The organism is Pseudomonas sp. Y3 TE3536 (assembly GCF_053629175.1).
In genome coordinates this window covers 4,277,525-4,296,620 of record NZ_JBRJHU010000001.1, presented here as the reverse complement: position 1 = coordinate 4,296,620, position 19,096 = coordinate 4,277,525, and the positions used below count along the sequence as shown (strand labels likewise).

Here is a 19,096-nt window from a genome sequence, read left to right as displayed (position 1 = left end):
ACCCATGAGTAATGTACGAAAACGCGCCGACGTGGTCATTTGCGGCCTGGGCTGGGCCGGTTCGGTAATGGCCGAAGAACTCACCCGCGCCGGGCTCGAAGTGGTCGCCATCGAACGCGGCGCCTGGCGCGACACCTCGACCGACTTCCCCCCCGCGGTGGACCCGGACGAACTGCGCTGGACCACCCGCCGCGAGCTGCTGCAGCCGATGAGCGTGGAAACCACCACCTTCCGCAATCGCCTGGACCAACAGGCCGCCCCGGTGCGAAACTGGTCGGCGTTCCAGTATGGCTGGAACGTCGGCGGCGCCGGTGCGCACTGGGCCGGCATGTCGTGGCGCTTCTCGCCGTGGGACTTCGAGGTCGCCACGCAGACCCGCGAGCGCTATGGCGCGGCAAAGATGAAAGGCCTGCAGCTGCAGGACTGGGGCGTGACCTATGACGAGATGGCCCCCTACTACGACCGCTTCGAGCGCATCGCCGGGACCTCGGGGATTGCCGGCAACATCAATGGCCAGATCCAGCCCGGCGGCAACCCGTTCGAGGGGCCGCGCTCGCGTGAATACCCGACCCCACCGCTGAAAGACACGCACTGGATGCGCACCTTCCGCGACGCCTCCACGCGCCTCGGCCACCATCCGTTCACCATTCCTGCCGGCAACATCTCGCAAGCCTTCGTCAACCCGCTGGGCGTCACCATGGGCCCGTGTACCTACTGCGGCTTCTGCGATTTCCACGGCTGCGGCAACTTCTCCAAGTCGTCGCCACAAGCCTGCATTCTGCCGGCGCTGATGCGCCGGCCGAACTTCACCCTGCTCAGCGAAACCGAAGTGCTGCACGCGGTGAAGCACGACGACGGCAAGACCGTCAAAGGCGTGAAGTTCATCACCAAGGAAGGCGTCGAAGGCTTCCAGCCGGCCGATGTCGTGTGCATCACCGCCTACCAGATGGACAACGTGCGCCTGATGCTGCTGTCGCGGGTCGGCGAGCAGTACGACCCGCGCACCGGCCGCGGCACGGTCGGGCGCAACTACAACTACCAGACCTGCTCCACCGTCACCGGCTTCTTCGATGACAGCTACATGAACCCGTTCATCGGCGGCGGCGCCCTGGCCGTGCAGATCGACGACTTCAACGGCGACAACTTCGACCACTCCAATCTGGACTTCATCGGTGGCGCCGGGATCATGGGCTACTCCACCAATGGCCGGCCTATCCAGAACGCCAACACCGTGCGCCCTGGCACCAAGCGCTGGGGCAGCGAGTGGAAGAAGGCCTATGCGCGCGACTACCAGCAGTCCGGCGGCATCTTCTGCCAAGGCACCTCGATGCCGGTGCGCGATGCCTACCTGGACCTCGACCCGACCTACAAGGACCGCCACGGCCAGCCGCTGCTGCGCCTGACCTTCGACTGGAACCGCAACGACACCAACATGCTCGACTATGTCACTGAGCGTGCCGTGCGCATCATGAAAGAGGCCGGCGGGCGCGACATCATCGTCGACAACCAGGGCGAGCAGAGCTGGAACCCGTACATGCAGCACAGCTCGCACACCATTGGCGGCGCGGTGATGGGCGCCGACCCGACCACCTCGGCGATCAACCCGTACCTACAGAGCTGGGATGCGCACAACCTGTTCGTGGTCGGTGCATCGGCGTTCCCCAACAACGGTGGCTACAACCCGACCGTGACGGTCGGCGCGCTGGCCATTCGGGCGGCACGGGCGATCCACGAGACCTATTTCAACAATCCAGGCGCACTGGTCAAGGGTTGAGCGAGCAATGAAAAACTGGAAAAAAATCGCCACCGGGACCGCGCTTGTGGCTGGCCTGGCGGCCGTGGGCGTAGCCTGGATCGCCGTGAAGACCTTCGACACCTCGCGCTCCGCAGTCGCCGATAACACGGTGCCCCTGGCGCAGTTTCGCAGCACCGACCAGGCGGCCATCGTGCGGGGTGAGTACGTGATGCGCCTGGGCGACTGCGCAGCCTGCCACAAGGCCGACTTTGCCGGCGGCTACAAGATCGACACACCATTCGGCTCGTTGCTCACCTCGAACATCACCCCCGACACCCAGACCGGTATCGGCGCGATGACCGAGCGCGACTTCTTCAATGCCGTGCGTCAGGGCATCGGCTCGCATGGCCTGCTGTACCCGGCCATGCCCTACACCGCCTACACCAAACTCAACGACCGCGACATGCATGACCTGTGGTCCTACCTGTCGACCATCGCACCGGTGAACAAGCCCATCGACGAGAACGCCGGCATGCACTTCCCGTACAACGTGCGCCTGGCCATGGCCGGCTGGGACATACTGTTCTTCGACAACACCCCGTTCATCGCCGACGTCACCCAGGGCAAGGACTGGAACCGCGGCAAGTACCTCACCGACGGCCCGGCGCATTGCGGCACCTGTCATACGCCACGCAACCTGCTCGGTGGCGAGCGCAGCAGTGCCTACCTGCAAGGCGGGCGACTCGGCGCCTGGTATGCGCCCGACATCACCCCCAACCCGCTGACCGGCATTGGCCACTGGTCGGTCGACACCCTCACCACCTACCTCAAGACCGGCTCGGATGACATCGCCGTCGCAGCGGGCCCGATGGCCGAGGCTGTCGAGCACTCGTTCCAGTACTACAAGGTGAACGACCTCGATGCGATCGGCAGTTACCTCAAATCGCTGCCCGCCTCGCCTGCACAGCCTGGCCAGCCGATGACCCCGAACGCGCAGCGCATGAAGGCGGCGGCGCTGACGTATGAAGTCAACTGCTCGGCCTGTCATGGGCTCGAGGGCGAAGGCATCAAGGGCATGGTCACGGCGTTTGCAGGCAACCGCCGGATGCTTACGGATGACCCGACCAACCTGCTGCACGCCATGCTGATGGGGGCGCGCGCGCCGCATACCGAAGCACGGCAAACCGCAGCAGGGATGCCATCGTTTGCGTGGAAGATGAACGATCAGCAGGTCGCTGAGATTCTCAACTACGTGCGCAACAGCTGGGGCAACGCAGCAGTGGAAGTGAAACCCGAGCAGGTGGCTGAATTGCGCGGGGAGTTGGGAGCACACCAGAAGCTCGCGGTTCCCGAGCACGTGTCGGTCAAATAGTCCTTCTGGCAAGATCAGCGGAGCGCCCTTGCGGTGCCCCGCTGATCATGCCCAGTGCAGGCCTCTCTAGGCTTGGCGCACACCTTGCGCGTTAACTGCGAGCGGGGTCAGCAGGCGTGGCATAAGCCCGCGCTGGAGCAACCAGCCATCCAGCGAGAATTTACCTGCGCCGCTGATCATCACACCGATGAACACCACCATCAGCAGCATCACATACTCCCAGCCGCCACCACCGGCCATGGCCCACGCATAACCGCGGGTCCACTCGCCGCCAAAGCCGACGGTCGCCACCAGGAAGTAGATCAAGCTGACGAAGGCACCGAGCCTGGCGAACATGCCCAGGCCGACACTGACAGCGCTGGCGAACTCGATCAGGCCGCCGAGGACCACGAACGCCGCTGCCGCCTCGCCGAAACCGAGGTTCTGGAAACCGATTTCGAGTTTGTTGAACCACCCTGTCCCGGCGAAGATCTTCTCCGCCGAATGGCACAGCTCGTTGAGGCCGAAACACAGGCGCACCAGCGTCGCCTGCCACAACAAGGTGCCAAGCCAGGCGCCTGGCTTGCCGCGATCGCGGCGCAGGTCGCTGACCACACAGTCGATGAACTGCACGAGCAACGGCACCGCGGCAACGCTGGCGACCCAGACCATGACCTTCGCATCGTTCATTGCCGCGACGCGCCAGGCGAGGAGAAACGGCAGCAACGACAGCAGAAACCCAGGCGCGAATACCCGCGGCGTGATCAGCACGGCCGACATCAGCGCGACCGCCATCCATCCTGCGCCTGACCAAGCCGCGAAATCCGGCAGCGAGTAGTCGACCCAACCGCAATACACGGCCGCGACGAAGGTGGCCAACAGGGCCGTCATGCTCAACCAGTGCGGTGTGCGCGAGGGTTTGAGGACGTGATAGTCGCTGGCAAATGCACCATCGACGACTTCACGGTGAAGTACAGGGCTGTTCATGGGCAGGTGCTCGCTCAAGGTTGTGGGGCTGGGAGGGTTTTCTCGAAGGCGCGCGCCAGTTCAGTGGCAAAGCGCTGTTCCTGAGCGTCACCGGCGCCGCCGGCGACACCAATGGCGCCCACCCGCTGCCCCTGCTGGCGGATCACCACCCCGGCAACGGCCGGCAGGATGCCGGGGATGCTGCCCAACTGAAGGTTGTCCTTGCGCGCCAGGTCGTAGAACACCACGGTGTCGACATCGTTGATGGCCGCCGAGTTTGCTTTCTTGATGGCCGCGTCGACGCAGCCAGGGGCCGCGCCATCCATGCGCTTGAAAGCCAGCAGGTAGCCGCTGGCATCGGTCACTGCAATGCACGGGTGTACCCCGTCATCTGCGGCCCTGCTGACAGCTTTATCCAGCAGAGTGGTCGCGCCACTCAGTGACAGGTTAGGACCGTAACGCAAGGTGTTCACGGCATCAGCTGCCAGGCTTGGAGAGACAAGCACCATTGCCAACCAAGCGGGCAGCAGCCGCCTGCTGATGGCATTCAACAGCGGCGGTTTCGGGGCCTGAAAAATGTGGGCACGGGGCGGTATTGTCATTATTGGTGTCCTAGAGCCTGCAAGAAAATGGTAACGTTACCATATTTAATTGAAAAATAGACGTGATCTCTAATGAATGCAACGTGGCCGCCAGGCCCGCATCGTACGGAACAACCTTTTCCCAAGCCGCATTTCAATCTCTTCGACCCCACTGGTCAGTTTGTGCTGGTGCCCGACAAGGGGCTTGATCGAATCTTCAGCTTCCGATTCGAGCAAGGACGCCTGACCCCGGCGGCGAAAACCTAAATCTGATGGCCTGGATGGCGAAGGAATCAACGGGATGGTTACTGCCCTGGCGAACAATCCGCGCATGCTCAGCAATGACTCCACCAACCTCATCCATGCCATGTTGATGGGTTCTCGGGCGCCTCATACAGAAGCACGCCAGACAGCCGCCGGCATGCCTTCGTTCGCTTGGAAGATGAACGCCAGAGAAATTGCCGAGATTCTTAATTTCGTCCGCAACTCCTGGGGTAACAATGCGGCGGTCGTAAATCCTGAGCGAGTGTCGACGATGCGAACGGCACTGGGGGCCAAGAACAATTTGACAGTCCCAACTGCTCAGAACCTTCAGTAATAGAGAAGCTTCGCACTGAGGCTCCTTGAAGCCAGGCCCGTCAGGCGCTACGCATACAGTGAGGCGAGCGCCTGAGCCTGCCACTCCTGTCGGAGATGACCTAAGTCATTGGGAATATTGGTGTCTGACGGAGTAATTCGAACACTCGACGCCTTGCAGCCCACGCGCATTTATCGTGGTTATTCATGGATGTGAATAGCCACCCGTGGCAGGCCAAAACCCGGTAAAATCGCGCACCTAAGCCCCGAACGGCTACCACCTCGATCCGCCAGAATCCACCGACAGCCCCGTCACTCGGTGGGGTAAAGTGGGGTAAAATTCAAGCTAAACGGTTCAAGCTGAGGGTGGTACATGGCCAAACTGACAGCCAAAAGACAGGAAGCCTTCACGGCTGACGATCACGAAACTGTCCTCCGACAGGACGGTGGACTGGTCGCAAAAATCCGCGCTGGAGTGGGTGGCGTAACCATACTTTTTCGTTTCGAGTCCAAGCACGAAGGCGTGAAGCGCGACTCTGGCCGACAGCGTGGCTAATCAATCGGGTGGTAGACATGGATAAAAGGCACGGCACGGATGCGGAAGGATTCATCAGGCGAGTCCATAGCAAGCACCTACAACCCGAGTTCAAAAGCACTGTTGAAGATATGTGTGCTTCCTTGGTAGGGATACTAGGCGAGGTGGTAGATAGCATTTACCTGTATGGCAGTATTGCTGGGGGTACCGCCAAACCGGGCGAGTCAGATCTAGACGTAACTCTGCTGATCAATGGTCAACCTGAGTTATATGCTGACCAAATAACCCTTATAAAGAATGAATTACAGGCAAGGCACCCAGAGATAACCAAGATTGACTTCGACACTGGGTCTATCACCGAAGCCTTGGCTCCTGAAAACCTCTTAAGCTGGGGCTATTGGCTGAAGCACCATTGCAAATGTGTTTGGGGGAGAGACGTCACTACCAGCCTGCAACGTTTAAAGCCCTCGCGGGCTATTGCATTGGCGGTAAACGGAGACTTCGCATCAATACTAGGAACGTATGCCCAGAAGATTAAACATACCACTGATATCCCTGAGCTGCGCCGCCTTCAACGAGAGGCCTCCCGAAAGCTAATCAGATCGACAAACATTCTACGTATGGAGCAGGACGCATCATGGCCTCTGACACTTGAGGATCATGTAGAATTTTTCCTTCAGATAGCACCGAAGATGAAGCCTGAGATCGATTATTTTCTGAAACATGCAAGAACGCCCAGCTCAGGGGGAGATACGTTTTCGGCAGCACTCAATTTCTTCACCGATTGGCTGCAGGAACAGCAAGCCCTTCGAGAAATCCCCACCTAGCAAAAACGCCCCCTGGGCCGACACCATAGGCACTACACGCAGCTTTTGTTTCAACACTGCCTTCACCGGACGCTTACGGTATAGCCCCCTTCGGCACAGACTACGTTTCCCTCGCCGTGCAGTAGTTGTTAGACCTAAATGACATCGGCCACGTTGGCCGCCGTGCCCACCCAGCTATGCACGAGGCCCGATTCGGCATCGGCATGATGTTCGCTTTCATGCCGAAGTACCATTAATTGCCTTTCTTGGCCTGATGCATTTCCGGGTCGCGCTTACCGTCCTGATTCTGGCGCAGTATCGTGGTCTCGCACAACGCCTCCTGCACCGCCGGATCGCTCTAGCCGAAAACGTTCTGCATCAGATGTACGCTCAGCATTGCCATCAACGAATAGACCGACCGCCTTCCACCTTCAGACAGTGAGGCTCGATCAGGGCAATAATACCCTGCCACGGCACCAGCCGATCCATCTCGATCAGGAACAACTCTTTGCGAATCTGTTTGCGCTTGCTGGTACTCGGCATCAGCGAGGGTAATCGGCGCCATCGGAAAATTCGGGCAACGGGATCGGCATATTTCACCAGACTCGGGAAATTGTCTTCAGGATTTCCCTAACTTTTGAGGGGAGGGCAATTGGTTTGCGCGGTATTTCATACAGAGCTTAGATATTGTCCAGCCGAATTTGAACAAGGGGATCAGGAAACTGGAAGAAAAATTGGCCGACTCAGCCCGAGGCCGAGCAAGCAGCAGCTAGCTGGCGAAATTCGACCGTTCGTGTAACTCCGCTGGAATCGATGTAACGCATGGTCGCTGTCACCACTTGACAAGTGAGGGGCGACGGCACGTCGATACTAATCACCTTGGCGATGTCCATATGGTCACCATAATGATAATCATCGGCATTAGCGAGCGGTGCACTTAAAGCCGACGTCACTAGCGCAAGGCAGGCGATACGAAATAACACGTTACGGAATGTACTCATTAGTCTCAGCTTCCTTGTTAACAAAATTAAAATCATGTATCCACTATAAACTCCTCATACAGCGTAAATCTTCCCGAAAATCCCGATAAGTGTCCCTTGTTTGTTGAATCATGTCCGCACCGTAGGAATTTGTCGCAAAAGTGTATCCGGGGCCGAGACCACCGCCTCATACTCCTTTCATCGCTGGGCAGCGCTTTTCTTTTAAGGCTACCTCCTCTACCCTGAATATCGAGAACTCCTGGCGAAAATCACCCCATGAACAGTGCTACGCACATTGTCATCGTCGATGACTACGAAGATATTCGGGACCTAGTCGGTCAATATCTGCGCCAACACGGCTATCACGTCAGCGCCTGCAAAGATGCAGAATCGCTGCGTCGTTTGCTTGAAGCTCAAACCCCGCACCTCATTATTCTCGACGTCATGATGCCCGACGAAGATGGCCTAAGTGTGTGTCGGTTCTTACGCAAGCACACCGATATACCGGTTATTTTCCTGAGCGCGATGACTGAAGACCTGGATGTCATCCTCGGCCTTGAACTGGGTGCCGACGACTACCTGGCCAAACCGTTCAACCCGCGAGAACTCCTGGCACGGATCAAAGCAATACTGCGCCGTGCGCAACGGCCCACGGAGCCGCCCGCCCCTCCGCCTTCGGAGGCTGTCAGATTTGGCCAATGGACGTTCAACCGAAAACTGCGCGAACTAGTAGGCACCGATGGTATTTCAACACCTTTGAGCGCCTCGGAATTCAAACTGCTGAGCGTTTTTGTTGACCATCCCGATCAGGTACTGTCTCGCGATGAGCTGCTTGAGCAGGTCGCCGGGCGCCAGCAAGACTATTTCGACAGAAGCATCGACAATCAGGTCAGCCGCCTGCGCAAGAAAATCGAAAGCGATCCCAAGCATCCTAGGCACATCAAGACCCACTGGGGCGGAGGCTATTCCTTCTCGCTGTTGGCACTGGATTCATGAAAAAACCTTGGGAAACCAACCTCACGGCCAGATTCATTTTTCTGATGCTGCTGGCGTTGATCATCTCGCAGCTCTTGACCCTCGGGATCTCATGGGATGAACGTGGCAAAGCCTTGCGGGAGGTTGCGAAGGGCGAATTCCTGAGCCGGGCATCCTCCTTGGCCATGCTGCTCGACAGTATGCCTGGCGACAAGCGGCGTGAGATCCTCAACGTAAGCAACACCACCTATGGGCGCTTCTGGCTTCACAAAAATGAGGCTCGCACACCTTCGCAATGGTGGTTGTATGCACGCGCGCACCTGCTAGCCCCCCTGGCGAACAATGAACGCCTTGAGGACACACGACTGAATGCCAAGGTGTCCAGCGAAAACCTGGCCCCTGAGCAGATCGACAAGTTGGCCAATTGGACCACGCCCACCGACGAACTCTGGTCCTCGCCGCGACCGGTCAAATTCGTCTATCTGGCGCCGCTCAATGTTATGGGCATCGCCACACCGCTCAAGGACGGTACCTGGCTGCACGCGGTGTACGCCAAGCCCGTGGAGGTATCCCCTTTCGAAACCAAAGCCGTGTTGTCCTGGTTGATGACCGCGCTGGCTCTATCTGCCATCGCCGCGTTGATCGCCCGCGAAATCAGTCGCCCCCTGAAGCAGCTCGCCGAAGCGGCCGAGCGCTTGGGGCGAGGCGAAATCATTGATGACCTGCCCGAAACCGGACCTGCCGATATTCGCCGAACCGCGAAGGCCTTCAACCGCATGCAATTGCGCATCCGACGCTTCGTGGAAGACCGTACACGCATGCTTGCCGCCATCGGCCACGACCTGCGTACGCCGCTGACTTCGCTGCGCCTGCGCGCCGAGTTCGTTGTCGACCCCGACCTGCAAGATAAGATGTTGCGAACCATCGCTGAAATCAGCGCTATGACCGAGGCGGCTATCCACTATGCACGGGGAGAATGCTTAAGCGAGTCCACTCGGCTGATTGATATATCGGCGTTGGTCGAGAGCCTGTGCGAAGATTTGACGGAACTTGGCCTAAATGTTCAATACGCTACCGATGAGAAAATCGTATTGCATTGCCGGCCGGACTCACTACGGCGAGCTTTGCGCAACCTTATCGAGAACGCAGTGCGGTATGGCACACGTGCTCAGATCACCGTCGCTCAGACGCCGAACGACGTCCTGATCGAAGTTCAGGACGAGGGGCCGGGAATACCGCCAGGTGAAATGGAGCAGGTGTTCACACCTTTCTACCGCCTGGAACAATCGCGCAACCGTCATACTGGGGGCGTGGGGCTGGGCTTGCCGACCGCGCGCTCGGTTGCGAGACAGCACGGTGGTGACATCACTCTGCACAATTCGCCCAACGGCATGACTGCGCGCATCATCCTTCCAAAACCCTGATCCTTGCGCTTACCAAACCGCTGATCCCCTACGGGGGGCCTACGGCGATCTGGTCGGAGTCGGAGGCAGACCAGCCCCCGCCCAGGGCCTTGTACAACTGGATCTGCGCAGTCCTTTGAGCAAGCCGGTCAGTTAGCAGTTTCTGACGCGCTGTAAGCAATTGCCGTTGCGCATCAAGCAACGTCAGGTAGCTGTCAACACCTTCGTCATATCGCTGCTGGGCCATCTGCGCATACTCGACGCAAGCGCTCACCAGATCTTCCTGACTCTCGAGCGCCTCCTTCCAAGTCTCCACCGCCGCCAAGCCATCGGTCACTTCCCGGAACGCGGTCTGAACCGTCTTTTCATAATCGGCCACCTCGATACTTTTTTGGATCCTGGCGTAGTTCAGGCTGGCGGACAGTCGCCCGCCATTGAAGATGGGCATGTGGATCTGCGGTACAAAGGCCCAGCTTTCGGAGCCAGGTTCGAACAGCCCGCTGAGCTGGCTACTTGCTGTGCCGGCGCTGGCGGTCAAGCTAATGCTGGGAAAGAAAGCCGCCCGAGCCGCACCGATGTTGGCATTCGCCGCCACCAACTGGTGTTCGGCGGCGCGGATATCAGGCCGTTGTTGCAGCAGATTGGCTGGAAGGCCTGGCGGCACTTGAGCTAATACCTGCGCGCCAGGCGCCAAGGTTGGCATGTCCGCAGGAAGATCGGTGCCGACCAGCAACCGTAGGGCGTTGAGGTCCTGTGCCACTTCTCGAGTGTAGGCCTGGACCTGCCCCCGAGCGCTGTCAACCAAGGTACGCGCTTGGCGAACATCCAGTTCCGATGCGGTACCTGCATCGCTGCTGGCTTGGATGAGAGCCAAGCTATGGTCATAGTTTTCCAGGGTCGAGCGAGTCACCCTTAACAAATTTCGGTCGGTGTGCCACGTAAGGTAGGCCACAGCCACATCGGCCACCAGACCTATACGGACGCTTCGGCGGGCCTCCTCGCTCGCCAGGTAAATTTCCTGGGCCTCTTGCGACAGGCTACGAATCCGCCCCCACACATCCAGCTCATAACTGGTCAGGCCCACCGAGACGCCGCTGTCACCAGACGTCAGATGCTTACCCGTGTCAGACAAGCCTGCAGGGCTACGTGACCGCTCACCTTCACCGTCCAAGCCGATTTCGGGAAACAGCGCCGAGCGCTGGATTTGGAACTGGGCTCGATAGGCTGCAACGTTCAGGGCTGCCTTGCGCAGATCACGGTTATTGACCAATGACAGGTCGATCAACCGGTGCAATGCCGGGTCTTTGAAAAAGTGCTGCCAGTCGATCGGCGCACGCTCGTCTCCGTGCTCCGCCACGTATGTGGCACCTTGGGTGTAAGCTGCTGGGACGGGCATGTCAGGACGTTGGTAGGTCGGGATGAAGCTGCAAGCCGCAAGGGAAACGACCACAGTCAGCAACAGCAGCTTATGCATCATGCGTCACTCCTTTTACGCCCTCAGCTTTCGCCGCACGCCTGGAGGCGAACAGTTTCATGACACTCACATAGAACAGGGGAACGAAAAAAATTGCCAGGAAGGTCGCGGCTAACGTGCCACCCACCACCCCTGTGCCGATTGAATGTTGGCTGCCGCTGCCGGGACCGTGCGCACGAGCCAGGGGCAGCGTGCCCATCACGAAGGCGATGGATGTCATGATGATCGGACGCAAGCGCAGTCGCGCAGCTTCCAGCGCAGCCTCCACCAACGAACGACCATGCTTTTCGTGCAAGTCCTTGGCGAACTCAACGATGAGGATCGCATTCTTGGCCGCCAGACCCATGGTGGTCAGCATGCCCACCTGGAAGAACACGTCATTGGACAGCCCGCGCCCAAGGGTAGCGGCCAAAGCCCCAAGAACACCGAGCGGCACCACCAACATGACCGCCACCGGCACCGACCAGCTTTCGTACAGCGCTGCCAGACACAGGAACACAATCAACAACGACACGGCGTAAAGCATGGGTGCCTGCGAGCCTGCGGCGCGCTCCTCGTAAGAGAGGCCCGTCCAAGAAAGCCCGACACCATTGGGCAGTTGGGCTGCGATGCGCTCGACCGCTGCCATCGCGTCACCCGTGCTGTACCCCTCGGCAGGCTGACCTAGCACTTCCACTGAAGGGATGCCGCCAAAGCGTTCCAGCTTTGGTGAACCATAAATCCATTCGCCGCTGGCGAAGGCCGAAAAGGGCACCATCTGTCCGGCATCATTGCGCACGTACCATTTGTCAAAGTCTTCAGGCGCCAACCGGGAATCCTTTTGACCTTGTACATAAACTTTCTTGACACGGCCTTTGTCGATGAAGTCGTTCACGTACGATGATCCCCAAGCAACCGACATGGTTTCATTGATCGAGGTGATAGGTACCTGTAACGCGCGGGCTTTTTCGTCATCGACGGTAACTTGATACTGGCCCTCGTCGTTCAGCCCATTGGGACGGGTCAAGCGCAATATCGGCTCTTTTGCCGCCAACGCCAGGAACTGATCACGAGCTTTCATCAATCCCGCATGACCAATGCCGGCGTTGTCTTGCAGGAACATGTCGAAGCCGATCGCGTTGCCCATTTCCTGAATTGCCGGCGGCACAATCGGGACCACGTTGGCATCTTTGATGCCAGCGGCAAATTTGCCGATGCGCGCAGCCACAGCAAACACACTCTGGTCTGACGTTGTGCGCTCATTGAACGGTTTGAAGCCGATGAATACCAGGCCCGAGCTCTGCCCGCGACCTGCGAAGTTGAACCCATTGACCTCAAAGGCCGAACTCACCGCCCCCTGTTCGTGGGTCAACACATAGTCCCGTACCTGATCCATGACTGCCTGCGTGCGTGCGGCACTGCTGTTGGGAGGGGTCTGCACCTGAACCATCATCACACCCTGGTCCTCGTCGGGCAGGAATGAAGACGGCAACTCATGGAACAGTAACGCCATGCCCGCCAGCAGCAGCACGTAGATCGCAAAGGTTCGCTTGGGAGCACGCAGCAACCGACCGACGCCGCGTTCGTATCGCGCAGCATTGGTTTCAAACTTTCGATTGAACCAGTCGAAGAAGCCCCTCCTCGGGCCATCGACTGCTGCATGGGGCTTGAGCAGCGTGGCGCACAACGCCGGGGTGAACACCAATGCGATCAGCACCGACAGCGCCATGGACGAAATGATCGTAATCGCGAACTGGCGGTAGATGATGCCCGCAGACCCTCCGAAGAAAGCCATAGGCAGAAATACCGCACTGATGACCAAGCCAATACCGACCAAAGCGCCAGATATCTGCTCCATGGATTTGTAGGTGGCGTCCCTGGGAGACAGGTGTTCCTCTGCCATAAGCCGCTCGACATTCTCGACCACTACGATGGCGTCGTCCACCAACAAACCGATTGCCAGCACCATGGCGAACATGGTCATTACATTGATCGTGAAGCCACAGGCATACAGCACACCGAAGGTCCCGAGCAGTACCACTGGTACCGCCAGCGATGGTATGAGCGTGGCGCGTATGTTCTGCAGGAACAGCAGCATCACCACGAACACCAAGGCGATGGCTTCGAACAGAGTGTGAACCACCGCGTGGATCGAGGCATTAACCACCGGTGAGGTGTCATAGGGAAACACTACCTCGACCCCCTCCGGAAGGTATGGCTTGAGCTTTTCGACCGTGGACCGTACCCGGGAAATCGCATCGAGCAGGTTCGCACCCGTGGCCAGCCGTAATGCGATACCAGCCGCAGGCTTCCCATTGTATTCCCCACTGATCGAATAGTTCTCGCTGCCCAAGGTAACCTCGCCCAGGTCCTTAAGCCGGATCTGCGAACCATCAGCCTGCACCTTGACCAGAATCTCCTTGAATTCACCGGCCGTACGCATACGCGTCTTGCCTATGATGGTCGCATTGAGCTGCACGCCCCCAAGCGTTGGCAACCCGCCGATGGACCCGGAAGACACTTGCACGTTCTGCGCAGAGATCGCGTCCACCACATCCTCAGGCACTAACTGGTAGCTGTTTAGCTTGGCCGGGTCTAGCCAGATACGCATTGCGTTCTGCGCACCCATCACGAGGTAATCGCCAACACCTTTGGTGCGTGACAGCGGGTCCTGGAACTGGGAGACGATCAAGTTACCCAGGTCGAAGTTGGAAAGCCGCCCGTCCTTGGACACCAGCGCCATCACCAGCATGAAGTTGATCTGATATTTCACTACTCGAATGCCCTGGCGCTGCACCTCTTCAGGGAGCATGGGTTCGGCGAGCTGAAGTTTGTTCTGAACCTGGACCTGAGCGATATCAGGGTTGGTGCCCTGATCGAACGTGACGATGATCTGCAGGCTGCCATCGGAGTTGGAGTTGGAGGTGATGTAGCGCAGGCCATCAAGGCCGTTGAGCTGCTGCTCGATCACTTGCACTACTGTATCCTGCACCGTCTGTGCCGAAGCCCCCGGGTAGGTAACGCTGATCTGGATGGCCGGAGCTGCAATGTTGGGGTATTGATTGACCGCAAGCGATCGAATCGCCAAGGCACCGCCCAACATGATGACTAGAGCGACAACCCAGGCGAAGATCGGCCGGTCAATAAAGAAACGAGACATGGAATATTACCTTTATCGCGACGCAGTCAGCGGGTCTAGATCGACGTTATGCGCCACGGTGGCGTGCAATACGCTGTCCGCATCGACGTGCTGTAGGCCTTCGGTAATCACCTGCTCGCCTGGCTCTACGCCATTGTCGACTAGCCAGGCATTACCCAGGGTGCGAACCACATTAAGATCGCGGTGCTCGACGTGATTGTTCGGGGTGACGACCCAGGCGGTGGCCACCCCACGGCTATCGCGTACGATTGCCTGCTCGGGCACCAGCAACGCGCTTTCACGCACCCCTTCCTTCAATTGGGCGTGTACGAACATTCCCGGTAGCAGTGCCCGATCAGGGTTAGGGAATACCGCCCGTAGGGTCACCGAGCCGGTACCCTCGTCAACATTCACCTCCGAAAACTTTAAGGTCCCAGTCAGCGGATAGGCACTACCGTCGTCAAGTGTGAGGCTGACTTCGGCGCGGTCAGCCCCCGCACTTTTCAATGTGCCGGACTTTAGGGCGCGCTTGAGCGCCAGTATTCGGGTAATCGGCTGGGTGACGTCAACATAGATCGGATCGAGCTGGGTGACTGTCGCCATCGCACTGCTTTGGCCATTGGTTACCAAGGCGCCTTCGGTCACTGCCGACCGACCAATACGACCGGAGATCGGCGACATGACCCCGGTGTATTGCACATTGATGTCGGCGACCTGCTTGTCTGCTTCAGCCTGTTTCCAGGCCGCAAATGCATCATCATACTGCTGTTGGCTTACCGCCTTGTTCTTGAGTAACCGACCGTAACGCTCGGCCAGATTGCGAGCGCTACGCAAGTTGGCTTGCGCACGGGACTGTTGAGCCTCATAGGTGCGCGGGTCAATCTGATACAACCGCTGCCCCTGCTTGACCTCAGCACCTTCAGCGAAAAGACGGTGTTCAAGAATGCCACTGACCTGAGGGCGCACTTCGGCGATACGGAACGCTGCAGTGCGACCCGGCAGATCGGTGGTCAGCGTCAGCGGGGCCGCGGTGATGGTATAAGTCCCAACCTCAACAGGCGCAGTCGCAGTCGCTTGCTGCACCTGGTCACAGGAGCAAAGCAGCGCCAATAAAACGATCAAACACGTAACGCGCTGGGCGCTGGATAATTGCACAACATGGCTCCTCAATAATTAAAGGATCTGGAGGGCGAGTACGGCCACTTCGCTTGCTGGCTACACCACACTTCACGAATGCCATCCGACAGAGATGCACCCTTAGGGTTTGGCCACAGCTAATGAATTCGAGTGTTCATGGACACCCTCAAATCGCCGCTCGAAGATTCGCTAATATAGATGCCGCCCCCCCTCGTTTAATGCCGAAATTGATCGGTGTTGTCGGCAGTTTGTCTAAAGTGTGTCGCTACCTTATAAAATCGTCGCAAGAATGTAGCGTGGCTGATGACGCTCAGTCTTTGCTCTTCCGAACGGCCAGCCGCTGCCCGCAAGTTCCAGTTAATCCGCGTCGCCGGCACATGACGCCCGTCGCGGAGCAACAGCTTGCTGCCGAGCAGCACAGCGTGATGCCAAGAAGCCTGCGATAAAAAAATTGGATATCTCATTAAAGAAATCCCGCAGGCGCTGCCATGGACCTTGGGATTACAGTCCGCCTCACGCCGTAGTCCGGCGGGGTGATTGCTGATGGACCGTTACGCGTTCGAAGCCTTACCGGAACCATCGCAATTCACACCAATACAAGAACAAAGGTGACCACGCATGCTTAAGCCTCCTGTCGATGCCCCTATCGATGTCAAAGACTGGATCGATAACCGCCCCATTGCTGCCTACCAGTGGCTGATCCTGTCGCTGTGCTTCCTGATCGTGCTGTTCGATGGCTTCGATGTCGCCGTCATGGGTTTCATTGCGCCTTCGCTGATGCAGGACTGGGGCCTGTCGCGCGCTGCCTTTGGCCCGGTGATGAGTGCCGGCATGGTCGGCCTTGCCATCGGCGCACTGACCGCCGGCCCTTACGCCGACCGGTTAGGGCGCAAGAAAGTGCTGCTGATCGCGGTCAGCGGTTTCAGCCTGCTGAGCCTGGCCTGTGCCTTCGCCCGCAACCCCTATGAGCTGGCCGTGTTACGGCTGCTGACCGGCATTGCACTGGGTGCGGCCATGCCCAACTGCACCACTCTGCTCGCCGAATACCTGCCCACACGCAACCGCTCGCTGATGATCACCATCATGTTCACCGGCTTCAACATGGGCTCGGGCCTGGGCGGCTTTTTGTCCGCCTGGCTGATCCCTCATCACGGCTGGAAATCGGTACTGCTGGCCGGCGGCCTGCTGCCACTGGCTTTGCTGCCCCTGCTGTGGTGGCTGCTGCCAGAGTCCGCTCGCTTCCTCGCTGCACGCCAGGCACCGGCCAGCCAAATCGCGGCGGCCTTGGCCAAGCTCGGCGGCCGCTTCGCTGCTGGCACCCGCTTTATCGTCAGTGAGCCAACCACGCAACACAAGGCACCGGCCCGGCAGCTGTTCAGCGAGCGCTACCGGTTTGGCACCCTGGCCCTGTGGCTGACCTATTTCATGGGGCTGCTGGTGATCTATCTGACCATGGGCTGGTTGCCGACCCTGCTGCGTGATGGAGGGCTGTCCATCGAGCGCGCCGCCACCATCACCGGTCTGTTCCAGATCGGCGGCGCAGTGGGCGCAATTGTGGTCGGTTGGATCATGGACCGACGCAACCCCAACCGGGTCATCGCCATCGCCTACGCCCTCGGCGGCCTGTGCATCGTCTCACTGGGCGCCCTGAGCCTGGAGTCGAGCCTACTGGTAGTGGGCGTGGCGGCTGCCGGGTTCTGCATGAGCGGTGCGCAGACCGGCCTGAACGCCTTCGCCCCTGGCTATTACCCGACCGAGTTCCGCGCCACAGGTGTAAGCTGGATGCTCGGTATCGGGCGCTTCGGGGCCATTTTCGGCTCCCTAATCGGTGGTGCCGTGCTCAGCCTGGGGCTGGGCCTGCCGCTGCTGTTCACCCTCCTTGGCCTGCCGGCATTCGCCGCAGCCCTGGCGATCCTGGCCAACGGCCACGCCCGGCTGCGTGCGAACCCCGCAGTAACCGCGCCGTAACCTGTAACAGAGGACCTTCGCATGGCTCGTATCATTGGTGGCCTGGCCGTCTCCCATACCCCAACCATCGGCTTCGCAGTCGACCACGACAAACAGGAGGAAGCCGCCTGGGCGCCGATCTTCGAAAGCTTCGAGCCGATCCGCACGTGGCTGCAGCAGCGTCAGCCGGACGTACTGTTCTACATCTTCAACGACCACGTCACCTCGTTCTTCTTTGACCATTACAGTGCCTTCACCTTGGGGGTAGACGAGCAATACGGCGTGGCCGATGAAGGGGGCAACCCGCGGGATCTTCCACCAGTTGGTGGCCACGCAGGGCTGTCGCGGCACATCGGCCAGAGCCTAATGGCCGATGAGTTTGACATGAGTTTCTTCCGCGACAAGCCGCTGGACCACGGCTTCTTCTCGCCCATGTCAGCGCTGCTGCCCTGCGATGAAAGCTGGCCCGTACAGATCGTGCCGCTGCAGGTCGGCGTACTGCAGCTGCCGATACCCACGGCGCGGCGCTGCTACAAACTGGGCCAGGCATTGCGCCGCGCCATCGAGAGCTACCCCGAAGACCTCAAGGTGGCGATCGTCGCCACCGGCGGGGTGTCACACCAGGTGCACGGCGAGCGTTGCGGCTTCAACAACCCGGAGTGGGACGCGCAGTTCCTTGAACTGCTGGTGAACGACCCACAGCGCCTTACCGAGATGACACTGGCTGAGTACGCCACGCTCGGCGGTATGGAAGGCGCCGAGGTGATCACCTGGCTGATCATGCGTGGCGCGTTGTCTGCCAACGTTGAGCGAAAGCACCAAAGCTACTACCTGCCGTCGATGACCGGCATTGCCACCCTGCTGCTGGAAAACCGCGACCAGGCACTGCCGGCGCCGGTCAACGAACGCCACCGCCAGCACATGCAGCATCAGCTGGCGGGGGCGGAGCAGCTTGAGGGGACCTACCCCTACACCCTGGAGCGCAGTGCGAAAGGCTACCGCCTGAATAAGTTCTTGCATCGCATGATCGAGCCGCAGTGGCGCCAGCGCTTTCTCAGCGAACCCGAAACGCTATACCGCGAGGCGGGCCTGAGCGAAGAGGAAAGCGACCTGCTACGCCGCCGCGACTGGCGCGGGCTTATCCACTACGGGGTGATCTTCTTTGTGCTGGAGAAGCTGGGCGCCGTACTGGGTGTGTCCAACCTGGACATTTACGCCGCCATGCGCGGGCAGAGCATCGAAGACTTCATGAAGACCCGTAATCAGCAGGTACGCTACTCGGTGGCCGGCAAAGCGCCGAACTGACCGACGCACCCGCTCCGGGGCCAAGCCCCGGAGCCCTGCACTCTGGAATTCCACAAAAACCATAAACGGAATCCGCCCCATGCCGCAACTTACCCCACTTCCCGCTTGATCGTGTGACGGCGCGTCCGCGCCCCCCCCCGCTCCCTGATTCAACCTGCCCAGCGCTCATGCGCCGCTGGCGGGCAGCGCTTTGCCCATCCCTGGAGA

Annotated in this window: 14 protein-coding genes and 2 pseudogenes; 9 read left to right on the top strand and 7 right to left on the bottom strand. The window is 59.4% G+C overall.

Annotated features, from left to right (window positions below):
* The first annotated feature begins 4 nt into the window (after positions 1–4).
* Entirely contained in the window at positions 5–1,774 is a 1,770-nt protein-coding gene (locus tag AB7M33_RS19545) for a GMC family oxidoreductase (protein WP_454243361.1), read from the top strand.
* 7 nt (positions 1,775–1,781) lie between these two features.
* The gene (locus AB7M33_RS19540) at positions 1,782–3,107 is read left to right on the top strand and encodes a c-type cytochrome (protein WP_454243360.1); all 1,326 of its coding nucleotides are present in this window, start codon (positions 1,782–1,784) and stop codon (positions 3,105–3,107) included.
* Between the two features lie 66 nt (positions 3,108–3,173).
* On the opposite strand, the gene AB7M33_RS19535 is transcribed toward AB7M33_RS19540, so the two are convergent.
* Together AB7M33_RS19535 and AB7M33_RS19530 are read right to left on the bottom strand one after the other, a co-directional pair.
* Positions 3,174–4,073 (bottom strand): DoxX family protein, encoded by a 900-nt coding sequence (locus AB7M33_RS19535; protein WP_138736189.1) that lies wholly within the window; start codon positions 4,071–4,073, stop codon positions 3,174–3,176.
* Positions 4,074–4,087: 14 nt separating this feature from the next.
* On the bottom strand, positions 4,088–4,525 hold the full coding sequence (locus AB7M33_RS19530) for a GlcG/HbpS family heme-binding protein (protein WP_192902539.1): 438 nt from the start codon (positions 4,523–4,525) through the stop codon (positions 4,088–4,090).
* Positions 4,526–4,741: 216 nt separating this feature from the next.
* Here AB7M33_RS19530 and AB7M33_RS19525 point away from each other — a divergent pair.
* The 3 genes and pseudogenes from AB7M33_RS19525 to AB7M33_RS19515 form a co-directional block, all read left to right on the top strand.
* A pseudogene (locus tag AB7M33_RS19525) lies at positions 4,742–4,888 on the top strand (beta-propeller fold lactonase family protein); the annotation flags it as partial.
* Positions 4,889–4,934: 46 nt separating this feature from the next.
* Positions 4,935–5,231, top strand: a complete 297-nt coding sequence (locus AB7M33_RS19520) for a c-type cytochrome (protein WP_138736186.1) — start codon at positions 4,935–4,937, stop codon at positions 5,229–5,231.
* Between the two features lie 551 nt (positions 5,232–5,782).
* Positions 5,783–6,571, top strand: a complete 789-nt coding sequence (locus AB7M33_RS19515; RefSeq protein WP_138736185.1) for a nucleotidyltransferase domain-containing protein — start codon at positions 5,783–5,785, stop codon at positions 6,569–6,571.
* 137 nt (positions 6,572–6,708) lie between these two features.
* On the opposite strand, the pseudogene AB7M33_RS19510 reads toward AB7M33_RS19515, so the two are convergent.
* Positions 6,709–7,115: pseudogene (locus AB7M33_RS19510) on the bottom strand (IS5/IS1182 family transposase); the annotation flags it as partial.
* 178 nt (positions 7,116–7,293) lie between these two features.
* Positions 7,294–7,551: a DUF2790 domain-containing protein gene (locus tag AB7M33_RS19505; protein WP_454243359.1), complete on the bottom strand. Its 258-nt coding sequence runs from the start codon at positions 7,549–7,551 to the stop codon at positions 7,294–7,296.
* A gap of 255 nt (positions 7,552–7,806) precedes the next feature.
* On the opposite strand from AB7M33_RS19505, the gene AB7M33_RS19500 reads away from it, so the two are divergent.
* Together AB7M33_RS19500 and AB7M33_RS19495 are read left to right on the top strand one after the other, a co-directional pair.
* Positions 7,807–8,526, top strand: a complete 720-nt coding sequence (locus AB7M33_RS19500; protein ID WP_138736183.1) for a response regulator — start codon at positions 7,807–7,809, stop codon at positions 8,524–8,526.
* Entirely contained in the window at positions 8,523–9,929 is a 1,407-nt protein-coding gene (locus tag AB7M33_RS19495) for an ATP-binding protein (protein WP_138736182.1), read from the top strand. The genes AB7M33_RS19500 and AB7M33_RS19495 overlap by 4 nt, the downstream gene beginning before the upstream one ends.
* A gap of 28 nt (positions 9,930–9,957) precedes the next feature.
* Here the strand turns inward: AB7M33_RS19495 and AB7M33_RS19490 are convergent, their stop codons facing one another.
* Genes AB7M33_RS19490 through AB7M33_RS19480 form a run of 3 tightly spaced genes read right to left on the bottom strand, consistent with a single transcriptional unit; the run spans position 9,958 to position 15,655 of the window.
* Positions 9,958–11,382, bottom strand: a complete 1,425-nt coding sequence (locus AB7M33_RS19490) for an efflux transporter outer membrane subunit (RefSeq protein ID WP_416220504.1) — start codon at positions 11,380–11,382, stop codon at positions 9,958–9,960.
* A complete protein-coding gene (locus AB7M33_RS19485) occupies positions 11,375–14,521 on the bottom strand; it encodes an efflux RND transporter permease subunit (protein ID WP_454243358.1) in 3,147 nt (1,048 codons plus the stop codon). Before AB7M33_RS19485 ends, AB7M33_RS19490 begins: the two co-directional genes overlap by 8 nt.
* Before the next feature lie 12 nt (positions 14,522–14,533).
* Positions 14,534–15,655 (bottom strand): efflux RND transporter periplasmic adaptor subunit, encoded by a 1,122-nt coding sequence (locus AB7M33_RS19480; RefSeq protein WP_454243357.1) that lies wholly within the window; start codon positions 15,653–15,655, stop codon positions 14,534–14,536.
* A gap of 600 nt (positions 15,656–16,255) precedes the next feature.
* Between AB7M33_RS19480 and AB7M33_RS19475 the strand changes: the two genes are divergently transcribed.
* The gene (locus tag AB7M33_RS19475) at positions 16,256–17,605 is read left to right on the top strand and encodes an MFS transporter (RefSeq protein WP_138736178.1); all 1,350 of its coding nucleotides are present in this window, start codon (positions 16,256–16,258) and stop codon (positions 17,603–17,605) included.
* A gap of 21 nt (positions 17,606–17,626) precedes the next feature.
* Positions 17,627–18,889 (top strand): gallate dioxygenase, encoded by a 1,263-nt coding sequence (locus AB7M33_RS19470; RefSeq protein WP_138736177.1) that lies wholly within the window; start codon positions 17,627–17,629, stop codon positions 18,887–18,889.
* Positions 18,890–19,096 lie beyond the last annotated feature (207 nt).